Here is a 26,029-nt window from a genome sequence, read left to right on the forward strand (position 1 = left end):
TGAAAAGTATTTCAGAAGTTGTAGGTGACGCGCCCGAAGTAGTAACCGCCGGTGAAGCCGTACGGCGAATAAGCCCCGTAGCCCTTGACCATGGTCTTGCTGCTGGGGGCTTGGCGTTCGGGATACACGTCGAACAGGTTGCGCGCGCCGATGGCCAATTCAAGGTCTTTGGTCAATTGGTAGCCAAGGTCAAGGTCGGTGATCCAGCGAGCCTTGTATTCTCGGTCCAGCGAGCGATCGTTGGCGGCATTCACCTCACGCCACGCGCCGTAACGGGTCAGCCCCAGGTTGACGCGATAGCGGTCCCAGCGCCAGTTGGCACCGAGTATCAGCTTGGTGTGCGGCTGAACGTCGGTGAGGAAGTTGCGCGCCTCCCGGTTCATCAGTTCATAGGGCGTGCCCAGGATGTTCACGCTCTGCTTGTAGTCGAGGATCTCAGTGTCGTTCCAGTTGAACGCGGCCGTCCACTTTAGCGAGCCGGCGCCGCCTAGGTCCTGGTCGTAGCTGCCCACCACGTCCAGCCCCTTGGTGCGGGTGTCGGCGCCGTTGGTGAAATAGCGGCCGCCAGAGGTCGAGTCGATGCCGCTGGCTAGCAGGGTATCCGTCACCTCTGGGCCGAGCAGGGTGCCGGTCAGGGTGATTCGGTCGCGCACGTTGATCAGGTAGGCATCGGCGGTGAACGCCAGCCGCTCGCTGGGCTGCCAGGTCAGGCCGAGGCTGTAGTTGGCCGATTTTTCCGGTTTGAGCGCCTCGGCCCCCAGCGCCTGAGCCGCTGCGCTGTCCACGGGTAGCACGCCGTAGTTGATCGACTGATATACCCCGTTCACCACACCGTAGGTAGTCGAGCGGGCACTGAACAGGCTGTTGGCCAAGGAAGGCGCACGGAAACCGTTGCTAACCGTGGCCCGCAGGGCCAGTTCGGGAGTGAATTCGTAGCGCGTGGTCAGCTTGCCACTGCGGGTGGCGCCGATGCCGCGGTCGTAGTGTTCGTAGCGCACGGCGGCGCCCCAGTACCACTGCGGCAGTGGGTGGAAGCCAACGTCCAGGTAGCCTGCATAGCTGTTGCGGCTGGCGCTGGTGGCCTCGGCTGGGGAGATACCATTGGTGACCTGCGCGCCGGAGGCCGCGCAGTTGCCGGGGCTGGCGCAATAACCGCCATCGGCCCAGCTGGCCCAGTCGCCAGCCTTGACCTGGTAGGTGTCGCGGCGCTGCTCCAGCCCCCAGGACACGTCCAGGGGCTTGCCGAGACCGATGTCGAAGGTGCGGTGCAAGTCGAGGTTGCTGGTCAGTTGCGAGGCGATCCACGTACCCGATTCGAAATGGTTCGGCGTGGCTTCGCCCAAGGACGGGTTCTGGTTGTTCCAGGTGCCTTGTTCGGCCTCGTTTCGGCCATAGGTGCTGGACAAGTCCCAGTCCCACTCGCCGACCAGGCCCTTGGCGCCGAGGGCGGCCTGGTAGTCGTGTTCTTCGATGTACCAGGTGGGCGTATAGCCGGCCGGGTAGCCATTAGGGCCGGTGGTAATGGTGTTGACGATGGTCGGCAGGCGGAAGTTCTGGCCTTGCTCGGCCTTACGGTAGGACCAGGTGCTGAACGAGTACAGGCTGAGCTCGTCGTTGACCGGCAGTTCTGCGTTATAGCCCAAGGTCAGCAGGTTGATCTTGGGGGTACCGTAGCCGCCGTAGGTGACCTTGCCAGCACGGTCGAACGCTTCGGCCTGGCTGTAGCCATTGGCGCTGGCCTTGTTGTCGTCGTTCTGGCTGCGCGCATCTAGGGCAAGTTGCAAGATGCCGTCGCGGCCGAGTTCGAAGCCTTTGTTCAGGCTTTGTTGAACGGTTTGCTTCTTGCCGTCGTAGCCTTGCCCTGCGGTGGTCACCGCTGTACCGCTGGCATCGGCTTTGAGGATCACGTTGATCACTCCGGCAATGGCGTCCGAGCCATACTGGGCGGCGGCTCCGTCACGCAGCACTTCAACGTGATCGATTGCACTGATCGGAATCAGATCGAGGTCGCTGGGTGCGGCGCCGGCATTGATACCGCTGATATTCAAGGTGGCACTGGTGTGGCGGCGCTTGCCGTTGACCAACACCAGCACCTGGGCCGCATTGAGCCCACGCAAGCTCGGTGCGCGGGCCATGCCGCTGGCGTCCCAGCCGGTCTTTTCCGGCAGGGTCAGCGACGGCACGCTGGCATTCAGGGCTTCCATCAGGCCGGGCTTGCCGGTCTCTTGCAATTGCTTGGCGCTGATCACGTCGATGGGCACGGGGCTGGAGGTGATGGTGCGTTTTTCCGCACTGCGGTTGCCGGTGACGATCACCGTGCCCAATGCCGAGGCGGCGGGTTCGCTGGCGAGGGCGGTGGCGCTGTTGAGCCCTGCGAGCAGGGCAACGGGGAGCAGCGAGGCGGTGGTCAAAGGTTGCTTCATGCACAAAATTCCTTAACTGACGGCATGGCGCACTCAGGGCGCCTTGGCCGCGATCGCTTCGATTTCCACCAGGGCACCAGGCAATGGCAGGGCCACGACCTGGATCGCGGTTCGGGTTGGTTTGCGCGGCTGCTCGGCAGTGGCGAAAAACTCGGTGTACGCCGCCTGCAGGCCATCGAAGTCAAGGTGGCCGCCTTTGTCGGGGTCGCCCACCAGAAACACCCGCAGTTGCACGATGTCGCCCAGGTCCAGCGCTTGGCTGCGCAGGGCCGTGCGTAGCTTGTTGAGTACCGAGCGTGTCTGGGTCTCGGTATTGCCGAAGGCGGCACTGCTGCCCTTGATCGCGTTCGGGTCGGCGATGTCCGGCAGGGTGCCACTGACGAATGTCAGGTGGCTGCCAGCGGGCACGGTCACCAGTTGCGAGATGGGGAAGCTCGAGCCTGGCGGGTCGATGCGTTTGATGCCTTCGGCCTTGGCGTTGAGGGTCAGGGCCATGAGTACTCCGGCTAGCAGAAGAAGACGTGGCATGGTCTGGGTTCCTTGTGTGGTTCAGGCCGCAACGCCGTGAGAGGTTTGGCTGGCGTGATGGGCGATGAGGCCGACCACACGCCGCGCCGATTCGGCTGCGCTGTTCTGCCAGATGCCAACGCCGCCATGGGCCAGGGCATCACTGGCGAGCCAGGTGCGGCCTTGCGGTTGGTTGAGGATGTCGTAACCGGGCTGGGCGACTTCGTCGTGGACGATCCACGGGCTTTCGCTGAACGGGATCTTCGACCAGTTCACCGCCAGCGGACGCCTGAGTTTGTGGCTGTGGCCAGGGTGCAGTGACTCGACTGCCTGGCGCGAGGAGGCGATCTGCGCCTGCAAGCCTTTGCCGGCGAACTGTTGCGCGACCTCGCCCGTGTTGTAGGTGGCGACCAGTACGCCCTGTTCGCTGTTAAGCCGGTCGCTGGGGTACCACAGGGTGCGAGCCTCGTGGTTGATGTAGGAGAGGCCGCCGTAAATCTGGAAGTCAGTCTCCCAGAAGCGCGGCGATTGCCAGGCCACCTTGTTGGCCTTGTCACCCTCGGCCAGGCCGATGGCCTTGCGGAAGTCGGCGCTGAAGTTGGTGTCCAGACGCGCGAGCAGCGGCAAGGGCAGGGTGACGATCGCGTAGTCGGCAGTTTCGACGTGTTGCCGGCCGTTCTTGCGGTCGCGCCAAACCACACGGCTGCCTTGCTCGCCGGTCTGCACGCTAAGTACTTCGGCGCCCAGTTGCACGCTGTCCTTGACCTGGCGATAGAACGCCTTGGGGATCTGGTCCATGCCACCGACCGGCTGGAACATGGTGGAAGAGAATTCGGGGATTTCGTCGAACACCAGGGGCAACAGCAGGTTGCTGTCCAACAGTTGCTCCAGGGGCAGCGGCTGGCGCTGTATGGGCGTCTGGTCGCCGGCACCGGCGAAGCGGGTGTAGCCCGAGCGTACCGAGCCCCGGTACTGCTGCTGGGGGTCCAGGTCGCCATAGACCTTCAGAAAGTCCAGCAGTGCCTTGCGCTGAGGGGCGCTGAGGTCCTGGTCGAGGCTGTTGCGGCTGACACTGCGGGCCAGCAGCTCGCTGAAGTGGCCGCGGGTGTCGTTGACGGCCTGGCGCAACAGCAGCGGTGGTCGGTTGAGGTCTGGTTGGGCGAGTGCGTTGCGGCTGCTGTTGACCAGCACCTGCAGTTCGACGCCCAGTTCGCGGCAATAGCCGAGGATGGTCAGGTGGTGGCTGGGCAGGCGTGCAGCACCGGCGTTGAAGAACAGGCCCGTGTCGAATTCAACGGTTTGGCGGGAACCGTCGTTGTGCTCGATCGAGTCGCCATTACGCAGCGTCCATACCCGGCCACCGACGCGCTCGCGGGCCTCCAGGACTTTCACGTTGAAACCGGCCTTGCGCAGCTCATAGGCCGATACCAGGCCGGAAATACCGGCGCCGACAATGACCACGGTTTTGCCATTACCGCCGTTGGTGGCCAGTTGCAGGGGCTGGAAGGTGCTAGCGAGGGCGTTTTGCCCGAGCATACCCAGGGTTGCCGAATAGCCGCCGAGGGCGGCGAGGCGGGTGATCAGGTCTCTGCGGGACAATCCCATGTCACGGTCTCCGAAAGGGCGATTCGGATGTGTGCAGCAGGTCAGTCGGGCCCATGACGCAGCCCGACGGTTGGCACAAATCCATTTGTGGTGCATGTCTGAGGTGTTGCAGGGCCGGTGAGATCGGCGACGCTCGGTCTCACCGGCATTAGAGGCATCAAGGTGTACTAAGCCGTCCGCGCGCTACGCCCAGCCTCCCGCTGCGCCACCAACCCGCGAATCCGCGGAATCAGTTCCTGGCCATACTCCACCGCATCGCGCAACTGATCGAACCCGCGGAACAGGAAGGTGCTAACCCCCAGTTCGTAGTACGCCAGCGCGGCCTCAGCCACCTGGTCCGCCGTCCCTACCAGCGACGTCGAGTTGCCCGCACCGCCGCCCAACGCGGCAATCTCGGTCCACAGCCGGGTGTCATGCACCTTGCGCTGGCTGGCCAACTGCACCAGGCGCTCTGAGCCGGCGTTGCTCTTGCCGAAGTTCTTTTCGCGGCGGTTGCCCTGGCGGATGCCGATGCGCGTCTGGGCATCGGCCAGAATGCGCTCGGCACGGTCCCAGGCTTGCTCCTCGGTAGCCCCCAGGATCGGCCGCAGCGACAGGCTGAAGCGGATGTGCTTTTCACGCCCATAACGGGCTGCAGCCTTGCGCACCTTGGCAATACGCTCGCGTACCTGCTCCAGCGGTTCGCCCCACATCATGTACACATCGGCATGCTTGGCGGCCACTTCGACGGCTGCATCCGAAGCACCGGAGAAGTAGATGGGCAGCTGCTGCACGGGCTTGACCAGGGTCAGGTTGTCTTCGACGCGGTAATGCGTGCCTTCATGGTCGAACGGTTCGGTGCGGGTCCAGGTGTCGCGCAGCACCTGCAGGTACTCGTCGGTACGGGCATAGCGGGCGTCCTTGTCGAGGAAGTCGCCGTCGCGCTGCAGGTCGCCGCTGTCGCCGCCGGTGATGACGTTGATCGAGGCGCGACCACGGCTCAACTGGTCAAGGGTGGCGAACTGGCGAGCGGCGAAGGTAGGGGCCTGAAAGCCCGGGCGGTGCGCGACCAGCAGGCCGATGCGCTCGGTCAATGCGGCGACGTAGCTGGCCAGGATCAGCGAGTCGGGTGCGCTGGTGTTGACCGCCAGCAGCGCCTTGTCGAAGCCGCCGTACTCCTGGGCCTGGGAAAATGCCTTGATGAAGTCAAGGTCGACCAGCGGGCCACGTGGTGCCTGTGATTCGCTACCTTCCTGGGGGCCGATGAGGCCAATGAATTCGAGGCTCATGGAACAGAACTCCTTGTTGGGGTGGGCTCAGGCAACGGCCGGCTGGGTGCGACGCTGGGTGTTGCGGTTTTCCGGCACGCTGAGGCCGAAGTTGTCACGCAGGGTGGTGCCGGTGTACGCGCTGCGCACCAGGCCACGGGCCTGCAGCAGCGGCACCACCTGCTCGGTGAAGGACTGCAGGCCGTCGGGGAGCAGCGCGTTGATGATGAAACCGTCGGCGGCGCCCTGTTCGAACCAGTGCTGCAGGGCATCGGCCACCTGTGCCGGGGTGCCGACGAAGTCGCGGCGGGGGCGCGAGAAGCGCAGCGCCAATTCGCGCAGGGTCAGGCCTTCGTCGCGGGCCAGTTGCTTGAGCTGGTCCGAGGTGCCCTTGTGGCTGTCGTTGCCTAAAGTGCCGAGGTCGGGGAAGGGCGCGTCCAGGTCATGCTGGCTGAAGTCGTAGTCGTTGAACGGGCGGCCAAGGGCAACCAGTGCGTCCTCGATGCTCACCAGGTCCACGGCCTGCTGGTAGCGCTGCTCGACTTCCTCGGCGTCACGGCCAACGATAGGGCGGATGCCGGGCAGGATGAACAGCGCGTCGGGGTTGCGACCATGGCGTGAGGCGCGTTGCTTGAGGTCTTGGTAATAGGCATGGGCGTCGTCGAACGACTCGGGGCTGACGAAGAGGGCGTCGGCGTTCTGTGCCGCGAAATTGCGACCTTCTTCTGACACGCCCGCCTGGAAGATCAGTGGTTGGCCCTGCGGTGAACGTTGGATGTTCAGCGGGCCCTTGACCTTGAAGAACTCGCCCTGGTGGCCCAAGGTGTGCAGCTTGGCCGGGTCGAAGAATTGCCCGCTTTGTTTGTCACGGGTGAAGGCGTCGTCTTCCCACGAGTCCCACAAGCCCTTGACCACGTCCACGTGCTCGCGAGCGATTCTGTAGCGCACAGCATGGGGCGGGTGTTCGGCCTTGCCGAAATTGTCGGCTGTACCGGAAAGCCACGAAGTGACCACGTTCCAGCCGGCGCGCCCGCCGCTGATCAGGTCCAGCGAGGCGAACTGGCGCGCCACCTGGAACGGCTCGGTGTAGCTGACGGTGACCGTGGCCACCAGGCCGATGTGCTCGGTCACTGCAGCCAACGCCGAGAGGATGGTCAGCGGCTCGAAACGGTTGAGGTAGTGAGGGCTGGAGCGGGCGTGGATGTGCAGGCTGTCGGCGATGAAGGCGAAGTCGAACTTCGCTGCCTCGGCCAACTTCGCCTGCTGTTTGTAGAAACCAAAATTAACGCTGGCATCGGCAAGCGCCTGAGGGTGGCGCCATTCGCCCCAGCCGTGGCCGACGCCATGGATCATGGCGCCCAGGCGGATCTGTCGTTTGCTCATGGGAATACCTGTGGGTTGTGCTGCAAATGGAATCGATACCGCCATGCGTCACCGCGCGCGGGGGCGCCGGTGAAGCAGGGTGGGTGATAGGGAAGGGTCATGCGTGCAAGGCTCCTGGCGTGGTCGTGGTGGACGGCCTCCGCCAGGAATGGGGTCGGTCTGGAGTGACCTTAGCGGGTATGGGGTGAGGTTGTGAAAGGCTTTGTGGTTCTATGCTAATTATGTTTTTTAGTTATTTACTGATCTTGCATAAATGCAAATAAATAATATTGAGTCATGACTTATGCGGCGGCTTTGTGCCCAGGGATGGCCGCGATCAGTTCACGGGTATAGTCACTCGTTGGCCGATCGAACACCTCGTCTACCGTACCTTGCTCCACCACCTGCCCTTGGCGCAGCACCAGTACGTGGTCCGCCATGCTCGCCACCACTGCCAGGTCATGGGACACCAGCACATAGGCGATCCCCAGTTCGCGTTGCAATTCATCCAGCAGCGCCAGGATCTGCGCCTGCACCGAGACATCCAGTGCACTGACCGGCTCGTCGAGCAACAGCAACTCGGGTTGCAGGGCCAATGCCCGGGCAATGGCCACGCGCTGGCGCTGGCCACCGGACAGCTCGCGGGGCAGGCGGTCCAGGTAGCTGACGGGCAGGTGCACGCGTTCGATCAGCTCACGGGCCGCCTGTTCCAGCGCGGGGCCTTTGAGCAGGCCGAACGACACCAGGGGCTCGACGATGCTGTCGAACACCGTGAAACGGGGGTCAAGGGCCGCGAACGGGTTTTGCTGGACCAGCTGCATGCGCCGGCGCAAGGGCCGAAACGCCCGCCAGCCAAGGCCGGTAACGTCTACCTGGTCGAACAGAATGCGGCCTTGGCTGGGCGCCTCCAGGCCAAGCGCGATGCGCAGGGTGGTGCTCTTGCCAGAGCCGGACTCGCCGACGATGGCCAAGGTCTGGCCTGGGTGCACCTGCAGGCTGAGGCCCTGCAGGGCGACGAAGCGGTTGTCCTCGCCCTTTGTCTTCGGCAACTCGAATGTCTTGCCGATACCCTCCAGGCTCAGGATCGGTTGCGTACCTGGCGTCAATGGCCCTGGTCGCCGGCGATGGGTAAAGGCGGGCGCTGCCGCAAGCAAGTCACGCGTATAGGGGTGCTGTGGTGCCTGAACGACGAGGCGAGGCGGGCCTTGCTCGACCAGTTCACCCTGTTTCATCACCAGCAAGCGGTCGGCGCGGTCGGTGGCCACGCCCAGGTCATGGGTGATGATCAGCAGCGAGATGCCCCGTTCGGCCACCAGCCGTTGCAGGTGATCGAGGATCTTGCGTTGCACCGTCACGTCCAGCGCGCTGGTGGGTTCGTCAGCGATGATCAGGCGCGGGTTGCCGGCCAGGGCAATGGCGATCAGTACCCGTTGGCGCATGCCGCCCGACAGTTCGTGCGGGTATTGGCGGGCGCGCAGGGCCGGCTGGTCCAGGCCGACCTGGCCCAGCAGCGCCAGCACATCGGCGTCGAGGCTGCGGTAGCGGCGGCCGTGGGCCAGGGCCAGTGCTTCGCCGATTTGCTGGCCAACGCGCAGTGTCGGGTTGAGGCTGACCATCGGGTCCTGGGGTACCAGGCCGAGGGTACGGCCGCGCAGGTGGCGCTTCTGCCGTTCGCTGGCGTGCGCCACGTCGATGCCATCGACCCACAGTTGGCCGCCATCGACTCGGGCAGTGCCCGGCAGCAAGCCAAGCAGCGCGTTGGCCAAGGTCGACTTGCCCGAACCGGACTCACCGACGATGGCCACGGTCTCGCCCTGGGCCATGGAGAACGACAGGTGTTTGACTGCCTGGGTGGTATGGCCGCCAGCGTGGTAGCTGACGCTGAGGTCGCGCACGGCGATCAGGGGGTGTTGGCTCATCGATGGGGCTCCTCGAAGGTACGGGCGAGATGGTTGAGGCTGAACACCACGGCGACCACGAACAGGCCCGGTAGCAGCGACACCCACGGGGCAGTGATCAGAAAGTGGCGGCCGTTGGCGATCAGCGTGCCCCATTCTGCTGCCGGGGGCGCCGCGCCAAAGCCGAGGAAGCTCAGGCCGGCGGTGGCCAGGATCGCGGCGCCGAAGTCCAACGTGGCAAGCACCGCGACCGGCCCCCAGGCGTTGGGCAGGATGTGCCGCAGCAAGGTGCGGCACCAACTGGCGCCCCCCAGGCGCGCGGCTTCGACATAGGGCAAGGTCTTGACCCGCAGCACCTCGGCGCGGGTGGTGCGGGCAAAGCCCGGGATGATGCCGACGCCGACGGCGATCGCCACAGGCACCGTACCGAAGCCGATGGCGGTGACAATCGCCAGGGCCAGCAGCAGACCAGGCAGGGCCAGCAGCACATCGATCACACGCATGAGCGCCGCGTCGACTCGCCCTCCGGCAAACCCCGCCAATACCCCCAAACCAAGGCCACCGGCCAGGGCGATGCCCACCGCCAGCAGTGCCGCTTGCACTGACAGGCTGGCGCCGTACACCACGCGTGTATACAAGTCGCGGCCCAGTTCGTCGGTACCGAACCAGTGCGCGGCACCGGGCGCGGTCAGCTTGGCCGCAGGCGAGGTGGCATAGGGGTCGAAGTGGGTCAGCCACTGCGGCACCACGGCGGCGGCCAGCGCAAACAGCACCACCAGCAGCGCCAGGGCGAAACCAGGGCGCGATAACAAAGGTGCCACTGCCTGGCCCAAGCGCTGCACGCGGGTGCGGCGCTTCCAGGGCGTTGCGGGTGCGGCGGCACGGAACGGGCGGGTATCGGTGGTCATGGTCAGGTCACCTTCGTGGCATGCGTGATGCGGGGGTCAAGGTAGGGGTAGAGCAGGTCGACGATCAGGTTGACCAGTACGAAGGCCGCCGCCGATACCGCGACGATCGCCAGCACCACCGGGATGTCCTGGCGCAACACCGCTTCCTGGGCCAGCCGACCGACACCGTTGCGCGAGAAGATGGTCTCGACCAGCACGGCGCCGGACACGGTATTGCCCACTTGCAGTCCCACCAGGGTAAGAATCGGCAGGGCCGCGTTGCGCAGCGCGTGCCGGGCCTGCACCTGGGCGCGGCTCAGCCCCTTGGCGAACGCCGTGGCGATGTAGGGCTCGTGCCACACGCCTTGGAAACCGCGTTGCAGCACCTGGGCATAGACTGCGGCGCTGGGGATGGCCAGGGTCACGGCTGGCAGCACCAGGCTGGCGAAGCCTTGGCTGCCGGTGGCCGGGAACCAGCCCAGGCCGAAGGCGAAGACCTGGATCAGCAGCAGCCCCATCCAGAACACCGGCACCGAGAACCCCAGTGAAGGCACGCGTGACAGCGCCACCTTCAGCGGCCGCCATTGCAGGTACGCGGTGAGGTAGGCCAGGCCGATACCGGACAGCAACGACAGCACGATGGCCAAGCCGGCCAGTGACAAGGTCTGCGGCAGGCGCTCGGCCAGCAGCTCGGTCACCGGTCTGTTCAGCGACAGCGAACGGCCCAGGTCGCCTTGCAGCGCGCGCCACAGCAAGTCGAAGTACTGCTCGAAAATCCCCTGGTCCAGCCCGTAGTAGGCGCGCGCCTTGGCCAGGTCTTCAGGTGACAGGCCGTCGGCCTCCATGCCCGAGGCGCTGAGCATGATCGCCAAGGTGTCCCCTGGCAGCAGGTAGAGGATGAAGTAGGTAATGGTGTAGGCCCCCCACAGCACCAGCAGCGCCTGGCCGATGCGCCCGATCAGGTAGCGGTTCATGGCTGGGCGACCTGGATATCGCTGAGGAACGCAAAGCCCTCGGCGGTCCAGCGGAAGTCCTTGACCCTGGGCGCGGTGGCGGCCTGCCAGACACGCTCGTATAACGGGAACGCCGAGGCCTGGTCGATGAGCAGGTCCTGCAGTTGGCCGTAGGCCTGGGCACGCTGAGCGTCGTGGGTGGCGGTAATGCCATCGTCGAATAGCGCCTGGGCCTGGGTCAGGGTCTGGGGCTCATAGGTATTGGTGGCGAGGGTGGCACTGTTGGCGGCGCGCGGGTCGAGGATGGTCTGGAGGATGATCGGGTCGGCGCGGGTCATGTAGGTGGAGGTGAGGTCGTAGTTACCCGACGCATTGCCTGCGACCCATTCGGCGCGGGTCAGTACATTGAGCTTGAGGTCGATGCCCACCTTGCGCAGTTGGTCCTGGATCAGCACGTCGCCAGCGCTTTCGGCCGGCGTTAGGTTGTAGCGCAAGGTCAGGCGCTTGCCATCCTTGTGCCGATAGCCATCATCGCCCTTGCTCCAGCCGGCGGCGTCGAGCAAGCGCTCTGCGCCTTGTGGGTCGTAGGCGAGCTTGTCGGCCTGGGCCTTGAAATACGGGGTGGTGATGTCATAAACCCCGGACACCACCGGGAACTCGGCGTTGTAGACGGTGTGGGCGTAGCTGGTACGGTCGATGGCTTTCTGCAAGGCCAGGCGTACCTGGCGATCACCCAGCAACCGGTCGTTGCGGGTGTTGGGGTAAAGGTTCAGCGCCGGGCCTGGCAGCGAGCGGCTCTGAATGGTCGCACCCTTGGCCTGGAACAGCTTCAGGTCGACTTCGGAGAAGGGGTTGCGCGGCCAGAGGATGTCGGCCTTGCCCTGCAGGAACAGGCCGTTGCGCACGCTTTCTTCGGGGATATAGCTGATGTCCACGGCATCCAAGTGGGCCGCGCCGGGGTTTTTCACGTTGGCCGAGGCCCAGGCGTAGTCAGGGCGTTTCACCAGGCGTGCGCCGACTTCCGGGGTGTAGTGCTCAAGTACGAATGGGCCAGTGCCGATGATCTTGCCCAGCGAACGCTCTTGGGCGCTGAGCGCGTAGGACGCGGGCGCCAGGATGGCCAGGTTGGTGGTCGAGGTGGCTTGCAGGAACCCGGCATTGGGGCGGGCGAGCACCAGGCGCACGGTGAAGTCGTCGACCACGTCGGCGTGGTCGTAGCCCGCGAGGTAGGTCGCGCCGAAGGTGGCGGGCAACTGCGTGGCGAAGGCTTTGTTGGTGTCGAAGGCCGTCTTCACGGCGTGGGCGTCGAAGCGCTCGCCGTTACTGAAGCTGACGTCCTGGCGCAGGTGGAAGGTGTAGGTGAGGGCGTCATCGCTGACTTCCCAGCTTTTTGCCAGCCAGGGGATGATGCGGCCGCTGTCAGGGTCCTGGTCGGTGAGGGACTCGGCGACATTGCGCAGCAGCACACGGTGTTCGAGCCAATAGACCTGGAAGGGGTCGACGCTGACCAGGGTGGTGTTGTCGCCCCAGAAAGCGATATTGAGGGTTTTGCTGGTGTCCTCGGTGGCGGGGGAGCAGCCGGTGAGGGCGAGCACCAGGGCGCAGGCGTTAAGCAAGTGGCGGGCACGGGGGAGTGGCGGCATGGGGGCGTTCCTTCTGATGTCATTGGGTTGCCTGGGCTGGCCTTTTCGCGGGCAAGCCCGCTCCTACAGGTACAGCGGTGTACCTGATGGATGTGGGAGCGGGCTTGCCCGCGAAGAGGCCAGCCCAAGCAGCAGCGGTCTGCCAGTCAGTCCTGGTAGTCACGCCCCTCACGGTCCAATTGGCGGATCAGCGCATCCCAATGGCGCTGAATCCCTTCGCCAAGCCCGTCGGAAAACCGTTTGGACTGCTCGTGCACCTTGGCAATCGCCGCCGGTGCCGCATGCAGCAACTGGTCATTGCCGCCGGCCTGCGCCGCCACCTGGATGTTGCACGCCCGCTCCAGCCCATGCAGCTCGCGGAACGCATGCTCGACACTGACCCCGCCGGTCAGCAGGCCGTGGTTGCGCAGGATCAGGATGTTGCTGTCACCCAGGTTGGCAACCAGGCGCTGTTGCTCGTCCAGGTCCAGGGCGACGCCTTCGTAGTCGTGGTAAACCACCCGGCTGTAGTAGGCCAGCGCATGCTGGGAGATCGGTAGCAGGCCATCCCGCTGGGCGGACACGGCGGCGCCGTCGCGGGTGTGGGTGTGCAGCACCGCCTTGAGGTCGTGCCGCGCGCGGTGAATGGCGCTGTGGATGACGTAACCGGCCTGGTTGATGCCTAGACCAAGTGGGTCGTCGATGATCGTGCCGTCGACATCTACCTTGACCAGGTTGGAGGCGGTAATTTCATCGAACAGCAAGCCAAAGGCGTTGATCAGGAAGTGCTCGTCTGGCCCGGGCACCCGCGCCGAAAAGTGCGTGTAGATGTGGTCGGTCCAGCGGAACAATGCCGCCAGGCGATAGGCGGCCGCCAGTTTTACCCGCACCTCCCATTCCTCGGCACTGACCCGCTGGCGAACGGTGTTTGCTTGTGGGGATACGACAGACAATGAACTCATGGTGTGCTCCAGAAGAGAAGGTCAGTAGCCACGCTGGATATCGACCAGGTTGCGCAGCGGCGCCTGCTCGCGATAGCGGGCGAAGTTGTCGAGGAAGGCGTCGAGCAGCGCGGGGTAGCCGTCCTCGGAAATCGCCGACGTGTGCGGCGACAGGAATACGCGGGGGTGGTGGTACAGCGGGTGGCCCGCCGGCAACGGTTCCGGGTCGGTGACATCGAGGCTGGCGCGGCCGATCAGCCCGCTGTCGAGTGCTTCGAGCAAGGCCTGTTGGTCCAGTAGGGCGCCGCGGGCGATGTTGATCAGGTGCAGGCCGGGCTTGGCCTGGGCCAGCACCTGGCGGTCGATCAGGCCACGTGTGGCTGGGGTCAGCGGTGCGGCGATGACCAGGTGATCGCTGCCTGCGAACAGGTGCTGCAGGCGCTCGACGCGCTCGACACCGGGCACTTCGGCAATCGGCTGCCCAGGGCGGTTCAGTGCCAGCACGCGCATGCCGAGCGCGGTGGCCTTGCGCGCCAGGCTCTGGCCAATGCTGCCGAAGCCGAAGATGCCCAACGTGCGGCCGCGCAACGGCGCCAAGGGCGTCAGGCGCCAGTCGGCGTCCTTCACCCACAGCCCCGGCAGTTGCTTGGCGGCGGCAAACACCAGGGCCAGGGCAAACTCTGCGACCTGCTCGGCGTTGGCGCCCTTGCCGCTGGTCACCGGCGGCCCCTGGAATACCCAGTCGGGGTAGAAGTCGATGCCCGACGACACCACCTGCACCCAGCGCAGCGACCAGGGCCAGCCTGGCGGCGGGGTATCTACGCGGTTACCGCGAATATTGATCGGGCGCACGATGAACACATCGGCAGGCACATCCACGTGCAACTGGCCGGGGGCGAGGTCGATGACTTCGTGGTCGGGCAGGTGTTCGCGCAGGTAGTGGTTGGCCTGAGGGTCAAGCTGGCTGACAATGATCGAGTGGCTCATGCTGCCACCTCCGCCAGTGCGCTGCGCCCAACCTGGGCCAGCACCACATCGTCCTGGGGCGTGTGGATGCGGCTGCACAGCACGTCACGGTAGTGCCGCTCCAGCGGGTTGCGGCGGGACAGGCCAGGGTTGCCGGCAGCCTCGATGGCCAGCTCGACCGCCTGGATGGCGTTGCGACTGACCAGGTGTTTGATCTGCCCGGCATGGCGCGGGTCAATGTGCCCGGCGACGGCCGAGTCCAGCAGGCTGCGGTTGGCGAACAGCAGGGTATCGATGCGCCCGACTACCTCCTGGAAGCGCGGCAGGCTCGCCAGCGATGCACCCAGGTTGGAGGGTGCGCGGTTGTTGAGAAACTGCACCAGCCAATCACGCGCAGCCTGGGCGACGCCGTCGTAAAGTGCCGGCAGCAGCACCGACATCCACAGCAGGCCGGTGCCATCGAGTTCGGGCCGCGGCGCGCTGGCAGGGCTGACACTGACGGCGTGGTCCAGCGGGATCAGCACGTCGTCAAAGCGCACCTCGTGGCTGCAGGTGGCGCGCATGCCCAGGTGGTCCCAGTCTTCGACGATGCTGATGCCGGGCGTGTCCTTGTGCACCAGAAAACCACCGACCAGCGGGTCTTTATCGTCGCTGCGCGCCCACACCAGGTACCAGGTCAGGCCGTAGCTGCCGGTGGAGTAGATTTTGCGCCCAGACAGCCGCCAGCCAGCAGCGGTGCGCCGCGCGACGGTGGCCGGCAGGCCGCCACGGGCCGGCGTACCCAGTTCGGGTTCGGCGCGAAAGGCGTTAATCAGCGCACCGTTGGCCACCGCGTCACGGGCAACCTGCAAGCGCAACTGCACGGGCCAGCGGGCTTCGTCCTGCAGGCGAAAGTGCTGCAGGTACTGCATGACCAGGATCAGCGCCGTGGAGGGGTCGCCCTTGCCAACGGCGGCAACCACCTGGCGCGCAGTGGCCAGGTCGGCCCCGCCGCCACCCAGGGCGCGGGGCACAGTCAGGCTCAGCAGGCCGTGGCGGTGAAGCAGGCTGAAGTTGTCGGCGGGGAACTGACCGCTGCGGTCATAGCGCTCGGCGTTGGCAGCAAGGGCCTGGGTCAGCTCGGCAAGAGCAGCGGTGGATGGGGGGTGACTCATGGAGTATTCATCCCTGGAACACGGTGGGTTTCTAAGACCGTATTCGTCTGGATGAGCGCTGTAAAAGTCTTTTTAGTTCTATGCTAATTATTTGTTTGTAGAATTTAAAAAATCTCTAATATGCAAATATTTTATTATGTGTGGTCTCCTGCTGTGGGCGCGGCCTGCAGCCTGTTCCCGGCAATCTCACCAAACAGCTCCACCGGCTCCTGCAGGTTGCCCAGGTACCGTGGATGGAACAGCCACAAGTCCACCTGCGGTTTGAAATCCGTCACGTTGACCACATCCAGTGCATCCCGATGGCGGCTGCTCTGTAGCAGCGGCTCGGGCACCAAACCCAGCCCTTGCCCGTTGGCGACCAGGCCCAGTTGCAGGTCGGTGCCAAAGGTTTCCAGGTTGATCGACAGGCTTAGCCCTTGTTCGCTCAAGGCCCGCTGCAGCCCTGCACGAAAACCGCAGCCGTCGGGGTTGAGCACCCAGCCGCGGGTGTAACAATCCTTTAGCTTGTAACTGCGCTTGCTGGCGCTGCCCTTGGCGGCCACCACGCGCAGTGGCATACGCGCGATGGAGCGGCTGGTGATGCCCTCAGGGAAGATTTTGCCAGGCGGGAACAGCGCGGCAGCGGCGTCGAGTTCGCCGTTTTCCATGCGTGCGATCAGGCTGCTGCCCCAACCACTGGTGACTTGGGTGCGCAACACCGGGTAGGTGTCGCGAATCTGCGCCAGGGCGTCGAGCAGCACCACGTCCCCCAGGGTTTGCGGCACGCCCAGGCGCAATGTGCCTGAGGGGGCGCCGTCATTGGCGACCAATTCACGCAGTGAGTCGATCTCCCGCAGGATCGCCTTGCACTGCTCATACACGCGCAGGCCCATTGGCGTTGGCTTCAGCGGTTTGGTGTTGCGGTCGAGCAGGGTGGCGCCGAGGTCTTCCTCGAAGTTCTGCACGCGACGGGTGATGGCCGGCTGGGTGAGTTGCAGGGCCTCGGCGGCGAGGTTGGTCGACTGGCAACGGATGACCGCCACGAAGGCGTCCATGTCATCGATTTTCATATTCGGCGCTCACATATTGGGGCTGTGGGACATACCTTGGAAGAATAATCCTCATTGTGCGGATTGTCACAGCGCCCGATGCATCAGTGCCTTGCCGTCAGGCGCTTTCGCGGGCTACCAGTTCACAGGCGAGCAGGTTCAACCGTTGCACTTCACCCTCATGCGCGATGGCGCCCAGGTGTTGCAGGACGCGCAAGGCCGCCACCTCGCCAATCTCCCGCGAGGGCGGCCGCAGCGTGGTCAGGCTGGGCAGCAGCATGTCGGCGAAGGGGTAGTCGCCAAAGCCGACGATCGCCACGTCATCCGGTAGCCGCAGCCCCGCACGTTGGCCGGCCAACACGGCGCCGGCCGCCAGGTTGTCATTGGCAAAGATGATCGCCTCGGGGCGTGGCGTGCGGCGGATCAGTGCCTCCATTGCCTGTTTGCCTGCCTCGAACGGCGCGCAATCGGCGGAGGGCACAAACACCCAGGGTTCAAGACCGGCCTCGGCCAAGGCCTCGATGTACCCGTCACGCCGCTCTAACGCGCTCAAGTCGCCGGCTGCGCTGTTCTGCACGAAGGCGATGCGTCGATGCCCTTTTTCCAGCAAGTAGCGGCACGCCTGCACGCCGACCTGGTGATGCAGAAAACCGACCTGCAACGGCGCCCGCTCGGGGCGGTAATCCCAGATCTCGACCACGGGCACGTCAGCTTCGGCCAGCATCTTTTCAGTCGCCGGGCTGTGGAAATGACTGGTGACCACCAACGCCGCCGGCGACCAGCCGAGGAACGCACGCACCGCACTCTCTTCCTGTTCTTCGCTGAAGTAGCTGGACGCCAGCAGCAACTGATAGCCATGGCGGCTTAGGGTGTCGCTGAAGGCCTGGATGGTCTGAGCAAAGATCGGCCCCGAGATGTTCGGGATCACCATGCCGACAATACGCCCGCGCGCCGAGGCGAGGCCCCCGGCGACCAGGTTGGGAACGTAGCCCAGCGCCTGCACAGCGGCCTCTATGCGCTCACGCAGAGGCGGTGAAACCTGCTCAGGCTGGTTGAAGTAACGCGACACGCTGATCGCCGATACGTCTGCCGCGCGCGCCACGTCGGCCAGGGTGGCGCGACCTGCACCACGGCGCTTTCGGGGGGAATCCTTGGCTTGGCTCACAGGGTCGCCTCATCGGGAAATGGCGCGATGGTAGCGCTAACGCAATGGCGCCTGGCAAATAGCTTTATTGCATATCAATCTGACTTTTAAGTATTTGACGTGCTAAGCAGCGCCCTCTGATACTTGCTCATGTTAGCGCTAACAAGCGCTGCTGTTGGCAAGCGCCTGCCACTCGCACGAGCGAGACCAGACAACCACAGCACCCTCCGTGTCGGCCCGTGAACGTGGGCCTGGTCTGGTCCCATAAGGCAGTGAGCAGCATGCAGACAACTCCGTTTCCTACTACACAACGCCGGCCGCTGGCAGCGGCCATTTTGTTGGCCGCGTTCGGCCAGGGCGCCCAAGCCGCCGAACCTGCCGAGAGTGCGCCGCAAGCGACGGCCCTCGGCGCGGTGACGGTCACGGCCACTCGCCGTGAAGCCAGCCTGCAGGAAGTCCCGGTGGCGGTTTCGGTGATCGATGGCGAGCAGCTCGAGCGTGACAACCGCAACAACGTGGCCAGCATCGTCCAACAGGTGCCGACACTCAACTACCGGGCAGGCGCGTCGAACAAGGACACCTCGCTGTTCATCCGGGGCGTAGGCACCATTTCGACCTCCCCAGGCGTAGAGCCCACCGTGGCCACCGTGGTCGATGGCGTGGTATTCGGGCGGCCGGGCCAATCTACCCTCGACCTTCTCGACCTGGAGCGCATCGAAGTGCTGCGTGGCCCGCAGGGCACGCTGTTCGGCAAGAACGCGTCGGCCGGCGTGCTGAACGTGGTCAGCAAGGCCATCCCCGAGCAAACCCGCGGCTACGTGGATTACTCGCACTTTGGCGGTGGCGATGAAAACCGCCTGCGCTTCGGCATTGGCGGGCGTCTCAGCGAACAGTTCAAGGGCTCGCTGAGCACCTTGTGGGGCGATTACGACGGCAATGTCGAAAACGTTGCCAATGGCCACGACGTCAATGGTTACCAGCGCAAAGGTGCCCGCGGCAAGCTGGAATTCGAACCCAACGAAGACCTGCGCCTGACCTTGATCGCTGACTACATGAAAGGTGAAGACACACTCCCCAGCGGTGTGATCACAAGCGCCAGTACAGCGTTTGCCAACCAACTGCGCCCGGTCACCCCTAGCGCGCACAACCGCGATATCAACAGTGACTTCAAGACCCACGTCGAAGACGAGAACCAAGGCTTGTCGGCCCAGCTAGATTGGCAGCTGGGTGACTACACCCTGACCTCGATCAGCGCCTGGCGTGGCTGGGACAACACCCAGTACCAGGACGGCGACCGCCGTGCGTTGCTCCCCGTGACCGCGTCCCATGACAAGGGCACGGTGGACTACGACCAATACAGCCAGGAGTTTCGCCTGACATCGCCCAAAGGGCAGTTCAACGAGTACGTGCTCGGCGCCTTCTACATGCACGGCACGTCCAACGAAACCTACCAGCGCCTGTCGGTCAACGGCGGCGTGGCCAACACGGGGCGGGCAGATTACTCAACGACCAACGACAGCGTCGCGCTGTTCGGTGAGAACACCTTCAACTTCACCGACGACTTGCGCGCCATCTTCGGCCTGCGCTGGACCCACGACGACCTGGAGTACGACCACCGCCGGGTCTCCAGCTCGGCCACCGCGGTCACCGGCATCCAGCCTTCGACCGCCAGTTCCGGCTCGGTGGACGAGGACGGTTGGAGCGGGCGCACCGGCCTGCAATACGACTTCAACGACAACCTCACCGGCTACGTCACCTATTCGCGTGGCTACAAAGGCCCGGCCTACAACGTGTTCTTCAACATGCAGCCGCGCGACACCGGCGCCCTCAAGCCGGAAACCTCCGACGCTTATGAGGTCGGCCTGAAGAGCACGGCGCTGGACAACCGGCTGACTGCCAACCTGGCGGTGTTCCACACCGACTACGACGACTACCAGGCCAACTTCTTCGACACCGTGGCCAATCAGGTGGTAACGCGCTTGGTCAACGCCGGCAAGGTCAAGACCCAGGGTGTGGAGCTGGATGCCAGTTTCCAGGCGACGTCGCAGCTGAAGTTGACTACTGCCGTGGCCTACACCAAGGCCCGTGTCGACCACTTCAACTGCCCGGCAGGGGCCGCGGCCAACTGCAACATCGACGGTGGCCACCTGCCGTTTACCCCGGACTGGAAGACCTACGTACGTGCCGACTACGTGATCCCGCTGGACAACGGCCTGGATGTCGAGCTTTCCAGCGACTACAGCTGGCAGGATTCGGTGCAGTTCAGCCTGGACCAGAACCCAGACACCGTGCAGGGCGCCTACGGCATCTGGAACGCCAGCATTGCCCTGGCCGACTACAACGACGGTTGGCGTGTGGCACTGCTGGGCAAAAACCTGGGTGACAAGTCGTATGCGCAGATGCTGGCCAGCGGTGGCGATTACATCTACCGCTCGGTACCGCGCGACGACGGGCGCTACTTCGGCGTGCAGTTGCGCAAGGATTTTTGAGTAATCGCCCTCTAGAGCTAAAGCAAAACTTATTGATTTCGCAGGGCCGTGTGGGTGCGGGCTTGCCCCGCGAACACCGGCAAAGCCGGTGCCATGCACCGCGGGGGACCATTCGCGGGGCAAGCCCGCTCCCACAGTCTCCAATGTCCTATCACAGGGCTATGCAAACCCCATCAAGGAGATCGACATGAGCCGTCAACTGAGCCTGGGCGCCTTCCTCATGGCCACCGGGCACCACGTGGCCGCCTGGCGCCACCCGGACGTACCGGCCGACCCCATGGACTTCAGCAGCTACCGCCGCGCCGCGCAGATCGCCGAAGCGGCCTGTTTCGACGCGTTGTTCGTGGCCGACAGCGTCGCTGCGCCCACCGACGCCCTGGCTAGCCACAGTGCACGCTCCACCTACTTCGAACCGCTTACCCTGTTGTCGGCGTTAAGTGCCGTTACCGAGCGCATCGGCCTGATCGCCACCGCCACCACCAGCTACAACGAGCCGTACCACGTAGCACGCAAGTTCGCCTCGCTCGATCACCTGTCCAGCGGCCGCGCTGGCTGGAACCTGGTCACCTCGGACGCGGCCGCCGAAGCGGGCAACTTCGGCCGCCAGGCGCATATCCCGCATGCCGAGCGTTACGCTCGAGCCCGGGAGTTTCAGCAGGTGGTACAGGGCCTGTGGGACAGCTGGGCTGACGACGCCTTCGTGCACGACAAGGCCGGTGGGCTGTTCCACCGTCCTGATGGGGTGCGTGCCCTGGATCACGCAGGCGAGCACTTTCGCGTGAAAGGCCCGCTGAACGTCGCCCGCTCGCCCCAGGGGCGGCCGGTGCTGGTTCAGGCGGGCTCCTCGGAAACTGGCCGCGAGTTGGCCGCGCAGAGTGCCGAGGTGGTGTTTACCGCGCAACCGAGCCTGGCCCGCGCCCAGGCGTTCTACGCCGACCTCAAGGGCCGGCTGGCCGCTTACGGGCGGGGCGGGGATTCGCTGAAGATCATGCCTGGCGTGTTTGTGGTGGTTGGGCATAGCCAGGCTGAAGCTGAAGAGAAGTACCAGCAGTTTCAGGAACTGGTCGACCCGCGCGTCGGGGTTGGTTTGCTCGGGCGCATGCTCGGCAATTTCGACCTTTCCGGTTACCCGCTCGACGGCCCGCTGCCCGAACTGCCGCCCACCGAAGATGGCCAGCGCAGCCGCCAGCAACTGCTCACCGAACTTGCCGGCAACGAGCAACTGACACTCGCCCAGCTTGGCCGGCGCATCGCCGGCGGGCGAGGGCACTACAGCCTGATCGGCACCCCGGCCCACATCGCCGATGAACTGCAGGCCTGGTTCGAGGGCCGTGCCGCCGATGGCTTCAATGTGCTGGTGCCGCACCTGCCCCTGGGGCTGGAGGATTTCGCCAACCTGGTCGTGCCCGAGTTGCAGCGCCGCGGGCTGTTCCGCCGTCAGTACCAAGGCCGCACCCTGCGTGAACACCTGGGGCTGCAGCGCCCTGCCAATCCCTTCTTTACCGAACGAGGTCAACCATGAGCCACGCCGCCCACCCCGAGCGCTACGCGCGCATGCCTTATCGCCGTGTCGGCCGCAGTGGCCTGGTATTGCCGGCCCTGTCCCTGGGCCTGTGGCACAACTTTGGTGATGCGACGCCTATCGATACCCAACGCGCGTTGCTGCGCACCGCATTCGATGCGGGCATCAACCACTTCGACCTGGCCAACAACTATGGCCCGCCCTACGGCAGCGCCGAAACCAACTTCGGCCGGCTGCTGCGTGAAGACCTGCGCAGCTACCGCGACGAACTGATCATCTCGAGCAAGGCGGGCTGGGACATGTGGCCAGGGCCATACGGGCAGGGCGGCAGTTCGCGCAAATACCTGATCAGCAGCCTCGACCAGAGCCTGCAGCGCCTGGGCCTGGACTACGTCGACATCTTCTATTCGCACCGTTTCGATGCCGACACGCCGCTGGAAGAAACCGCCATTGCCCTGGCCGACATCGTGCGTCAGGGCAAGGCGCTGTATGTCGGCATTTCGTCCTATTCGGCGGGCAAGACGGCCGAGATCGCGGCGCTGCTGACCGAACTGAAGGTGCCGCTGCTGATCCACCAGCCTTCGTACAACCTGTTCAACCGTTGGATCGAGCGTGACCTGCTGGCCACCACTGATGCGCTCGGGGCCGGGGTGATCGTGTTCACGGCGCTGGCCCAAGGCCTGCTCAGCGACAAGTACCTGAACGGCATTCCCGCCGATGCCCGCGTCAACCGCGCCGGCGGTGGCTCGTTGCTGCCCCAGCATCTGTCGCCAGACAACATTGCCCGCGCCCGCGCCCTCAATGAAATCGCCCGGGGGCGAGGCCAGAGCTTGGCGCAACTGGCCCTGGCCTGGACCCTGCGCGACCCGCGCGTGAGTTCGGCACTGATTGGTGCAAGCCGGCCGGAGCAAATCATCGAAAACGTGGCCGCACTCGATAACCTGACGTTCAGCCCCGAGGAGTTGGCGGCCATCGACCAGTACGCCGTGGAAGGCGGAATCAACCTCTGGGAAAAACCCTCTACCGACTGGAAGGAGTGACCCATGCGTGTGCTACGCCTTGCCGTCCTGTTACTGCTGAGCTTGGCCGCTGCTGCCCAGGCGGCAGACCCTGCGACGTTGCGCATTGGCTATCAGAAGGGCTCGATCAGCCTGGTCCTGGCCAAGCAGCATCGCCTTCTGGAGCAACGCTTTGCCCATACCCAGGTTGAGTGGATCGAGTTTCCGGCCGGCCCGCAAATGCTAGAAGCCTTGAACATTGGCAGCCTCGACATCGGTTCGACCGGTGATATTCCGCCGATCTTCGCCCAGGCGGCCGGCGCCGACCTGCTGTACATCGGCGCTGAACCGCCCAAGCCGCAGGCTGAGGTGATTCTGGTACCGAAAGACAGCCCGGTGGCCAGCGTCGGCGACCTCAAGGGTAAGCGAGTTGCCCTGCAGAAAGGCTCGAGTGCGCACAACCTGTTGCTGCGCAGCCTGGCCAAGGCCGGGTTGAGCATCCGCGATGTGCAGCCGGTGTACCTGGCGCCTGCCGATGCGCGTGCGGCGTTCGAGCGCGGCAGCGTGGACGCCTGGGCGATCTGGGACCCGTTCTATTCGGCCATTGACCTGGAGGGCAAGGCACGGCTGTTGGCCGATGGCCAAGGGCTGGGCTTGATCGGGCCTTTCATCCTGGGGGCGCGTGAGTACGTCGAGGCCAACGGGGCGTTTGTTGGTCAACTGCTGGATACGATCAGCCAGGCCGAGGCGCTCACGCGCAGTGATGAAGCCGGTAGCATCCAGTTGCTTGCACAGTTCATGGGCTTGCCGGAGGCGGTGGTGCGGCGCAGCTTCAGCCATCGGCCGGCGTCGCCGGTGATACCGGTGAGCGATGAGATCGTGGCAGCGCAGCAGCGCACGGCGGAGCTGTTTTTCCAGAACAAGGTGCTGCCCAAGCGGGTGGATATTGCCGGGGCGGTGTGGCGACGGAACTGAGCCAGCGTTCGTCTTTCATTGACCTGTAGGAGCAGCCTTGTGCTGCGAAGAGGCCGGTGTTGCCACACTATTTCTATGAGCCTTACCGGCCTCTTCGCAGCACAAGGCTGCTCCTACAGGGGGATTTCGGCGGTATTTGGGGTCAACCCTGGGCAAACGCCAACAGCTTCTTGCCATCCAGTCGATATTTAACCCACTCAGCCTGCGCTTCGGCCCCCAGCGACTGGTAGAACCCGATCGCAGGTTCGTTCCAGTCCAGCACACTCCATTCCAGGCGCCCGCAGCCGTTCTCCACAGCCTCGCGGGCAATGTGCCGCAGCAATGTGCGCCCGGCACCATCGCCGCGCTGCTCGGGCGTGACGTACAGGTCTTCCAGATAAATCCCGTTACGCCCCAGCCACGTCGAATAACTGTAGAAATACACAGCAAAACCGATCGCCTGGCCATCCCGCTCGCAGATCAGGCTGTGCACTGTACTGCCCTCGTCGAACAGGCTGCGTTCGATATCGGCAACCGAGGCGATCACCTCGTGGCGTGCACGTTCGTAGTCGGCAAGCTCAGTGATGAAGGCAAGAATCTGCGCGGCGTCGGTACGCACCGCGGGGCGGATAGTGAGGCTCATGGGGCGGGCTTCCTTGAACGGGATGAGATCGGTACAGTATTTGTATCTATTTAATTTAGCAAAACTGTACCGGTCGCAAGGCAGGGCGACTCCGTTAGTGTGACAGCACCAATAATGATTGTGGAATGCCTGCCATGCTTGCCTCTGCCGACCTGCTTACAGCGTTCGTGCTGTTTGCCTTCGTATCTTCCATCACCCCGGGGCCGAACAACACCATGCTGCTGGCCTCGGGTGTGAACTTCGGCGTGCGTCGCTCGATCCCGCACGCCATGGGCATCAGCCTTGGCTTCATGGTCATGGTGCTGGCCGTCGGTTTGGGCCTGGGCGAGGTGTTCAAGGCGTGGCCGCCGTTGTACACCGTGCTGCGTTACACCGGCGCGGCCTACCTGCTGTACCTGGCGTGGAAAATCGCGACCTCGGGGCCAATCGGCACGGATTCGGCCAAGGCCCGCAAGCCGCTGGGGTTCTGGGGCGCCGCCGCGTTTCAGTGGGTCAACCCCAAGGCCTGGGTGATGGCGGTGGGGGCCATCACCACCTATACACCGGCCCAGGGCTACGTGATGAACGTGGTCGTCATCGCCGCGCTGTTCGCCCTGGTCAACCTGCCCAGCGTCGGGGTTTGGGTCATGTTTGGCAGCGCTTTGCGCAACCTGTTGCAGAACCCGCGCTGGCTGATGCTGTTCAATGTCCTGATGGCCTTGCTGCTGGTGATTTCACTCTACCCGCTGCTGTTTGTAGAATCGGCGTTTTCATAGACCGATGAGTACAGCAAGCCGATGCAGTTGATCCCCTGGTCACACCTATGCCCCGAAGGCTTCACCTTGCGCGGGTGGCGCACACCCGCCAGTGGCAAGCCTTTGCTGCATTTTCTGCACGGCAACGGCTTCTGCTGCCTGGCGTACCAGCCGTTGCTGGTGCGCCTGGGCGAGCATTTCGACCTGTGGCTGTGTGATGTGCAAGGCCATGGTGACAGCGACCATGGCGGGGTGTTTCGCGGGTGGAACCGCACCGCTGAACTGGCGGTGGAGGCGTTCGAAAGCGGGCGTGGCGAGTATGGCGAGGTGCCGCGCTTCGCCCTCGGGCACAGCTTTGGTGGCGTGCTCACGGGGCTGATCCTGGCCAGCGCACCCACGCTGTTCGAGCGGGCCGTATTGCTTGACCCGGTGCTGTTCAGCCGCCGTATGATCGGTGTGATGGGGGCTGCAGCGCTGGTGGGCCTGCATCAGCGCCATGCCTTGGCGCGCAAGGCGGCCAACCGCCGCAGCCATTGGCCTGATCGTGAGGCGGCACTGGCCTCGCTGCAGGGGCGCGGCATTTTCAAAGGCTGGACCGATGCAGCAATGCTGGCCTATGTAGAGCATGCCATTGGCGATTGTGGCGAGGCGGTAGTGCTCAAGTGCCGGCCAAGCCGTGAGGTGGAAATTTTCAGTTCGTTCCCCAAGCGCATGTGGGCAAACCTGGCCGCGATCCACACACCGACGCGGGTGCTGTATGGCGAACAGACTTATCCCTTCGTGCCACATTCGGTCAAACGCCTGGCGGCGCTGAACCCCAACGTGAGCGCGCGGCAGGTCGCCGGTGGGCACTGCTTCATGCAGGAGGACCCGGCCATGGCCGCCGAGCAGGTGTTGGCCTTCCTGCAACCGTGACGTTGTCGTTCCATAGGTGAGACGATGCATGCCATTT

21 protein-coding genes are annotated in these 26,029 nt (G+C 64.5%); 6 read left to right on the plus strand and 15 right to left on the minus strand.

Annotated elements, in window-relative coordinates:
- Positions 1-11 precede the first annotated feature (11 nt).
- The 14 genes from HU764_RS11155 to HU764_RS11220 form a co-directional block, all read right to left on the minus strand.
- On the minus strand, positions 12-2,423 hold the full coding sequence (locus tag HU764_RS11155) for a TonB-dependent receptor plug domain-containing protein (RefSeq protein ID WP_186703758.1): 2,412 nt from the start codon (positions 2,421-2,423) through the stop codon (positions 12-14).
- Positions 2,424-2,456: 33 nt separating this feature from the next.
- Positions 2,457-2,951, minus strand: a complete 495-nt coding sequence (locus HU764_RS11160; protein ID WP_186703757.1) for a RidA family protein — start codon at positions 2,949-2,951, stop codon at positions 2,457-2,459.
- Positions 2,952-2,972: 21 nt separating this feature from the next.
- On the minus strand, positions 2,973-4,535 hold the full coding sequence (locus HU764_RS11165) for a flavin monoamine oxidase family protein (RefSeq protein WP_186703756.1): 1,563 nt from the start codon (positions 4,533-4,535) through the stop codon (positions 2,973-2,975).
- Between the two features lie 167 nt (positions 4,536-4,702).
- Complete coding sequence (locus HU764_RS11170) at positions 4,703-5,803, minus strand: LLM class flavin-dependent oxidoreductase (RefSeq protein ID WP_186703755.1); 1,101 nt, start codon at positions 5,801-5,803, stop codon at positions 4,703-4,705.
- Positions 5,804-5,830: 27 nt separating this feature from the next.
- A complete protein-coding gene (locus HU764_RS11175) occupies positions 5,831-7,165 on the minus strand; it encodes an LLM class flavin-dependent oxidoreductase (RefSeq protein ID WP_085272925.1) in 1,335 nt (444 codons plus the stop codon).
- Between the two features lie 281 nt (positions 7,166-7,446).
- Positions 7,447-9,063 (minus strand): dipeptide ABC transporter ATP-binding protein, encoded by a 1,617-nt coding sequence (locus HU764_RS11180; protein WP_186703754.1) that lies wholly within the window; start codon positions 9,061-9,063, stop codon positions 7,447-7,449.
- A complete protein-coding gene (locus HU764_RS11185) occupies positions 9,060-9,950 on the minus strand; it encodes an ABC transporter permease (protein ID WP_186703753.1) in 891 nt (296 codons plus the stop codon). The genes HU764_RS11180 and HU764_RS11185 overlap by 4 nt, the downstream gene beginning before the upstream one ends.
- Before the next feature lie 2 nt (positions 9,951-9,952).
- Positions 9,953-10,903 carry an ABC transporter permease gene (locus HU764_RS11190; protein WP_186703752.1) on the minus strand — a complete coding sequence of 317 codons (951 nt, stop codon included), beginning with the start codon at positions 10,901-10,903 and terminating at the stop codon, positions 9,953-9,955.
- The gene (locus HU764_RS11195; protein WP_186703751.1) at positions 10,900-12,525 is read right to left on the minus strand and encodes an ABC transporter substrate-binding protein; all 1,626 of its coding nucleotides are present in this window, start codon (positions 12,523-12,525) and stop codon (positions 10,900-10,902) included. Before HU764_RS11195 ends, HU764_RS11190 begins: the two co-directional genes overlap by 4 nt.
- A gap of 146 nt (positions 12,526-12,671) precedes the next feature.
- Positions 12,672-13,466, minus strand: coding sequence for a class II aldolase/adducin family protein (locus tag HU764_RS11200; protein WP_186678255.1), 795 nt, complete (start codon positions 13,464-13,466; stop codon positions 12,672-12,674).
- A gap of 21 nt (positions 13,467-13,487) precedes the next feature.
- The gene (locus HU764_RS11205) at positions 13,488-14,432 is read right to left on the minus strand and encodes a D-isomer specific 2-hydroxyacid dehydrogenase family protein (RefSeq protein ID WP_186703750.1); all 945 of its coding nucleotides are present in this window, start codon (positions 14,430-14,432) and stop codon (positions 13,488-13,490) included.
- Entirely contained in the window at positions 14,429-15,565 is a 1,137-nt protein-coding gene (locus HU764_RS11210; RefSeq protein ID WP_186703749.1) for an acyl-CoA dehydrogenase family protein, read from the minus strand. Before HU764_RS11210 ends, HU764_RS11205 begins: the two co-directional genes overlap by 4 nt.
- Positions 15,566-15,699: 134 nt before the next feature.
- Entirely contained in the window at positions 15,700-16,614 is a 915-nt protein-coding gene (locus HU764_RS11215; RefSeq protein WP_027593377.1) for a LysR family transcriptional regulator, read from the minus strand.
- 97 nt (positions 16,615-16,711) lie between these two features.
- Positions 16,712-17,758, minus strand: coding sequence for a substrate-binding domain-containing protein (locus tag HU764_RS11220; protein ID WP_186703748.1), 1,047 nt, complete (start codon positions 17,756-17,758; stop codon positions 16,712-16,714).
- Between the two features lie 260 nt (positions 17,759-18,018).
- On the opposite strand from HU764_RS11220, the gene HU764_RS11225 reads away from it, so the two are divergent.
- From HU764_RS11225 to HU764_RS11240, 4 genes are all read left to right on the plus strand, one after another.
- Positions 18,019-20,226 (plus strand): TonB-dependent receptor, encoded by a 2,208-nt coding sequence (locus tag HU764_RS11225; protein WP_186703747.1) that lies wholly within the window; start codon positions 18,019-18,021, stop codon positions 20,224-20,226.
- A 187-nt stretch (positions 20,227-20,413) separates the two neighbouring features.
- Positions 20,414-21,748, plus strand: a complete 1,335-nt coding sequence (locus HU764_RS11230; protein ID WP_186703746.1) for an LLM class flavin-dependent oxidoreductase — start codon at positions 20,414-20,416, stop codon at positions 21,746-21,748.
- A complete protein-coding gene (mgrA, locus tag HU764_RS11235; protein ID WP_186703745.1) occupies positions 21,745-22,788 on the plus strand; it encodes an L-glyceraldehyde 3-phosphate reductase in 1,044 nt (347 codons plus the stop codon). The genes HU764_RS11230 and mgrA overlap by 4 nt, the downstream gene beginning before the upstream one ends.
- Before the next feature lie 3 nt (positions 22,789-22,791).
- On the plus strand, positions 22,792-23,721 hold the full coding sequence (locus HU764_RS11240) for an aliphatic sulfonate ABC transporter substrate-binding protein (protein ID WP_186703744.1): 930 nt from the start codon (positions 22,792-22,794) through the stop codon (positions 23,719-23,721).
- Between the two features lie 142 nt (positions 23,722-23,863).
- Here the strand turns inward: HU764_RS11240 and HU764_RS11245 are convergent, their stop codons facing one another.
- Complete coding sequence (locus tag HU764_RS11245; protein WP_099429240.1) at positions 23,864-24,343, minus strand: GNAT family N-acetyltransferase; 480 nt, start codon at positions 24,341-24,343, stop codon at positions 23,864-23,866.
- 125 nt (positions 24,344-24,468) lie between these two features.
- On the opposite strand from HU764_RS11245, the gene HU764_RS11250 reads away from it, so the two are divergent.
- Together HU764_RS11250 and HU764_RS11255 are read left to right on the plus strand one after the other, a co-directional pair.
- On the plus strand, positions 24,469-25,098 hold the full coding sequence (locus tag HU764_RS11250; protein WP_172960357.1) for a LysE family translocator: 630 nt from the start codon (positions 24,469-24,471) through the stop codon (positions 25,096-25,098).
- A gap of 21 nt (positions 25,099-25,119) precedes the next feature.
- Positions 25,120-25,992 carry an alpha/beta fold hydrolase gene (locus HU764_RS11255; protein ID WP_027593369.1) on the plus strand — a complete coding sequence of 291 codons (873 nt, stop codon included), beginning with the start codon at positions 25,120-25,122 and terminating at the stop codon, positions 25,990-25,992.
- Positions 25,993-26,029 lie beyond the last annotated feature (37 nt).

The sequence above is a fragment of the Pseudomonas kermanshahensis genome, assembly GCF_014269205.2.
GTDB lineage: Bacteria > Pseudomonadota > Gammaproteobacteria > Pseudomonadales > Pseudomonadaceae > Aquipseudomonas > Aquipseudomonas kermanshahensis.